At 66.3% G+C, this 2146-nt stretch carries 2 protein-coding genes; both read left to right on the top strand.

Going from position 1 to position 2146, the window contains the following annotated elements:
- The coding region (locus VKZ87_RS17595) for a hypothetical protein (protein ID WP_324222580.1) at nt 1–193 on the top strand (193 nt) is incomplete at its 5' end.
- On the top strand, nt 186–2146 hold a 1961-nt coding region (locus tag VKZ87_RS17590; protein ID WP_324222579.1), incomplete at its 3' end, for a type I secretion system permease/ATPase. The genes VKZ87_RS17595 and VKZ87_RS17590, both read left to right, overlap by 8 nt.

The following is a 2146-nucleotide window of genomic DNA, read 5'->3' as shown; positions in this document are numbered from 1 at the left end:
GTCGTACCTGGACCTGTTCTCGATCGGGCGGCGCAGCCTGACCGACGTCCTCGAAGCCCAGCAGGACCTCTTCAGCACGCGGACGGCGCTGGTCGACGAGCGCATCGCGCTGGACCTGGCGCATTACGTGCTTGCCGGGGTGACCGGCCAGCTTCTGGACATTTTCGAGGTTGGAGAGCTTCCCTATGAGTGAGACTGACGCCCAGACGATTCCAGGGCTGGCCGTCCCCGTGCAGCAGACTGCCACCGAGGATCAGCTCGAAGCCTGTCTGATATTCCTGTGCCGGCATTTCGACATGCCGGTGTCGGAAAGCGTCATCCGCGCCAGCCTGACCGGACTCAATTCCGCCATGACGGCGGAGCAGTTCGTGCGCATCGCGGGGCGCGTCGGGCTGGCCACGACGGTCGGCCGGCAGGAGCTTTCCGAAATCGACAATGCCATCCTGCCGCTGGTCGCCATGATGCGCGATGGCCGTGCCATTGTCCTGGTCGAACGCATCGGACCAGGCAGGATAGCCGCCTACCACAGCGATTACGGTCCCGAGGCGGTGGTGCTGTCGGAGGCGGAGATCGCGGAGGATTATGCCGGCTATGTCGTGGTGGTGCGGCCCTACCGCCACAGCCTGCCGGAAGCCTCCTCCTCGGCGGCGGCCGGCATGTCGGGGCACTGGTTCTGGGGGCCGATCACGGACAACTGGTGGAGCTATGTCCAGGTCGGCGTCGCGGCGGCGCTGACCAACTTCCTCGGCCTTTCGGTCTCGGTGTTTGTCATGGTGGTCTACGACCGGATTCTGCCGAACGAGGCCATAGACTCCCTGATCGCCCTCACCATCGGCGTTTCGCTGGCCATCGGCTTCGACTTCCTGATCCGGACGCTCCGGTCGATCTTCGTCGATACGGCGGGGATGCGAGCCGACCTCGCCATCGGCCGGTCGATCTTCGACTATCTGCTGAACATGCAGATGAAATCCCGCCGCGGCTCGGCGGGCGCCTTCGCCAATGCGCTGCGGGAATTCGAAACCCTGCGCGATTTCTTCACGTCGGCCACCCTTGTTGCGGTGGTGGACCTGCCGTTCATCCTGCTGTTCCTCTTCGTCATCGCCATGATCGGCGGACCCCTGGCGCTGGTGCCGGGTGTGGCGGTGCCGGCCATCCTGGTGCTCGGCATCGTGCTGCAGCCGCTGCTGGCGCGGTTCGCCTCCCAGGCGTTCGAGGAAGGCCAGACCAAGCAGGGCGTGCTGGTCGAGACCATCAGCGCGCTGGAGACGATCAAAACCACCGGCGCCGGGCCGCTCATGCGCCAGCGCTGGGAGGCCAGCATCAATGCCCAGTCCGGCATCGGCGCGCGGAACCGGCGGGTCACCCAGCTGGCCATCAACGCGACGACGTTCGCCCAGCAGGCGACCCAGGTCGGGATCGTGTTTTTCGGCGTCTTCCTGATCTCGGCCGGCGAGCTGTCGATGGGCGCCCTGATCGCCTCGGTGATGCTGTCGGGCCGGGCGCTGGCGCCGCTTGGCCAGCTGGCGCAGACGATGACGCGGATTAACCAGGCCCGGACGTCCTACCGGAATCTGGATGCGATGATGAAGGAGCCGACAGAGCGGCAGGCGGACCGGCGCTATGTCAGCCGCACCCGCCTGAGCGGGAAGATCGAGTTCCGGGATGTCAGCTTCCGCTATCCCGGGCAGTCGGTGAACGCGCTCAAGGGCGTGTCCTTCACGATCCAGCCGGGCGAGAAGGTCGCGCTGGTCGGGCGCATCGGGTCTGGGAAAAGCACGGCCATGCGCCTGCTGCTGGGCCTGTACGACCCGGATGAGGGCGGGATTTTCGTCGATGACACGGATCTGCGGCAGATCGACCCCGCCGACCTGCGCGGCAATATCGGCGCCGTCCTGCAGGATATCTGGCTGTTCTCCGGAACGATCCGGCAGAACATCGCCGTCGGGGCGCGGCGCCCGCGGGATGAGGACATTCTGAACGCGGCGATAGCCTCCGGGGTCCATGACTTCGTGAGCCAGAGCGCGCAGGGCTACGACATGATGCTGGCCGAGCGGGGCGAGGGGCTGTCGGGCGGGCAGAGGCAATCGATTGCGCTGGCGCGGGCCATCATCGCCAACACGCCGATCCTGGTGATGGACGAGCCGAC

It is taken from the genome of Ferrovibrio sp., from assembly GCF_035304305.1.
GTDB lineage: Bacteria > Pseudomonadota > Alphaproteobacteria > Ferrovibrionales > Ferrovibrionaceae > Ferrovibrio.
This window is presented reverse-complemented; position numbering and strand designations above follow the sequence as displayed.